At 67.2% G+C, this 2174-nt stretch carries 1 protein-coding gene; it reads left to right on the top strand.

Annotated features, from left to right (window positions below; translation table 11 throughout):
• The coding region (locus tag RMO30_RS01210) for a class I tRNA ligase family protein (protein WP_309708419.1) at positions 1-2174 on the top strand (2174 nt) is incomplete at both ends.

Raw genomic sequence — 2174 nt, 5'->3', positions numbered from 1 at the left:
GTTACGAGACCGCCGCTGAGGCGCTCGCCGCCGTCAGCCGCACGGTCATCGGCGCCGACCTCGACGGTGTCCACTACGACCTGCTCTGGGACTACTACGCAGACACCGAAGCCTGGGGCACCGAGAACGCGTGGCAGATCCTCGTCGCCGACTACGTGGCGACCGGGGAAGGCACGGGCATCGTGCACCAGGCGCCCGCCTACGGCGAGGACGACCAGGTCGTCTGTGGCGAGGCCGGCATCCCGGTCATCCTGTCGGTCGACGACAACGGCCGGTTCCTGCCGACCGTGCCGGAGGTCGCGGGGCAGCACTGGTTCGACGCGAACAAGCCGCTCACCGCATCCCTCAAGGAGCAGGGGCGTCTCTTCCAGCAGAAGTCCTACGAGCACAGCTATCCGCACTGCTGGCGCTGCCGCAATCCGCTCATCTACAAGGCGGTATCGAGCTGGTTCGTGCGTGTGCCCGAACTCCGTGATCGGATGGGCGAGCTCAATCAGCAGATCACCTGGGTGCCGGAGAACGTCAAGGATGGCCAGTTCGGCAAGTGGCTGTCGAACGCGCGCGACTGGTCGATCAGCCGCAACCGGTATTGGGGCTCGCCGATCCCGGTGTGGAAGAGCGACGACCCCGAGTACCCCCGCGTCGACGCGTACGGCTCGCTCGAAGAGCTGGAGCGCGACTTCGGGCGCCTGCCGACCGACGAAGAGGGCGAGGTCGACCTGCACCGTCCCGCGATCGATGACCTGACCCGCCCGAACCCCGACGACCCGACGGGTCGCTCGACCATGCGCCGCATCCCGGATGTACTCGACGTTTGGTTCGACTCCGGGTCGATGCCGTTCGCGCAGGTGCACTACCCGTTCGAGAACCACGACTGGTTTGACGGTGTCGCCGGAGAAGCCGGCCACAACCCAGCCGACTTCATCGTCGAATACATCGGGCAGACGCGCGGCTGGTTCTACCTCATGCACGTGCTCGCGACGGCGCTGTTCGATCGGCCGGCGTTCTCGAACGTGATCAGCCACGGCATCGTGCTCGGCAACGACGGGCAGAAGATGTCGAAGTCGCTGCGGAACTACCCCGACGTCAACGAGGTCTTCGACCGGGACGGCGCCGACGCGATGCGCTGGTTCCTGATGTCATCATCGGTGATCCGCGGCGGCAACCTCGTCGTCACAGAGGAAGGCATCCGCGGCGGCGTGCGCGAGCTGCTGCTGCCGCTCTGGTCGACGTACTACTTCTTCACGTTGTACGCGAACTCCGCGACCGGAGGGAGCGGGTTGAGTGTCGGGTCGAGTGCCGCCGGAGGCGGTGTATCGAGACCAGGTGTATCGAAACCAAGGGGCGTGACGGCCGCGCGGTCGACCGCGTCGCAGAACGTGCTCGACCGCTACATCCTCGCCAAGACCCGCGAGGTGCTCGACCAGGTCACGTCGCACCTCGACGAACTCGACAGCCCGTTCGCCGCGCTCGCCCTGCGCGACTTCGGCGACGTGCTCACCAACTGGTACGTACGCCGATCGCGCGACCGGTTCTGGGACGGCACCGATCAGGATGCCTTCGACACCCTGTACACCGTTCTCGAAACGCTGTGCCGCATGGCCGCACCCCTATTGCCGCTCGTGACCGAAGAGATCTGGAAGGGTCTGACCGGCGGGCGCAGCGTGCACCTCGCGGATTGGCCCGACCCGTCCGAGTTCCCCGCCGACCACGACCTCGTCGCCGCGATGGACCGCGTGCGGGAGATCGCGTCGGCCGGTCTCGCTCTGCGCAAGACCCAGAAGCTGCGCGTGCGCCTGCCGCTCGCGCGACTCACGGTCGTGACGCCCGAACCGGCAGCGCTCGAGCCGTTCGTCGACATCCTCGCCGATGAGCTCAACGTGAAGTCGGTCGACCTGGTCGCCCTGACCGAGTCGAGCCTGAGCGACTTCGGCATCGAACGCCGCCTCACCGTGAACGCGCGCGCCCTCGGCCCCAGGATCGGCAAAGACGTGCAGCGGGTGATCCAGGCGGCTAAGGCCGGAGTGTGGATGTCGGAGGGCGACATCGTGATCGTCGACGGCACGGCACTGCAGCCGGCGGAGTACGACCTCGTGCTCGCGTCGTCCGACCCGGATGCCGCGGTGGCGTTCCTCGCCGACGGCGGGTTCGTCGTGCTCGATACCGCCGTGACG

Origin of the sequence: Pseudolysinimonas sp., from assembly GCF_031389465.1 — a bacterium.
In the GTDB taxonomy this organism is placed as follows: domain Bacteria; phylum Actinomycetota; class Actinomycetes; order Actinomycetales; family Microbacteriaceae; genus Pseudolysinimonas_A.
This window is presented reverse-complemented; position numbering and strand designations above follow the sequence as displayed.